Raw genomic sequence first — 491 nt, 5'->3', positions numbered from 1 at the left:
TTGACCGTCACGTCGCCGCCATTGGCTGCCGGCGTCAGGTCGGTGATGGTCGGCGGCGTGTTGCCGATCGAGATGGTCAGCGTGGTGTGCGAGGTGTCGCCGTCGCCGTCCTTGATGGTGTAGGTGAAGACGTCGTCATGGCCGCCGGCGGTGCCGGCGTCGCGGACATAGGTGTAGGAGCCGTCGGCATTGAGCGTCAGCTTGCCGTAGGTGCCCTGGATGACGGAGCCGACGGTGGCGGCGCTGTCGAGATCGGCATTGGTGTTGCCGGCCGCGACGCCGACCACGGTTGCGCCGTCGGCGCCCTTGGTGTCGGCGCCGGCCGCATTGCCGTCGCTGCCCGCGCCGGTCATGACGTTGCCGCCGATCGAGGCGAACGAGCCCGCAGGCACGGCATCGGTGTCGGCGACCGCGGTCGGCACGTCGTCGACGATGTTGACGGAGAGCGTGCCGGTGGCGTTCTGGCCGTCCTGGTCGGTGAGCGAGACGGT

1 protein-coding gene is annotated in these 491 nt (G+C 69.7%); it reads right to left on the bottom strand.

Going from position 1 to position 491, the window contains the following annotated elements; all coding sequences use genetic code 11:
• Nucleotides 1–491, bottom strand: a 491-nt coding sequence (locus P9228_RS30845; protein WP_278057054.1) for an Ig-like domain-containing protein, incomplete at both ends; no start/stop codon positions are given.

Origin of the sequence: Mesorhizobium sp. WSM4898, from assembly GCF_029625845.1 — a bacterium.
Lineage (GTDB): Bacteria > Pseudomonadota > Alphaproteobacteria > Rhizobiales > Rhizobiaceae > Mesorhizobium.
Note: the sequence above shows the minus strand (reverse complement) of the source record. Positions and strands in the feature narration are given on the sequence as shown.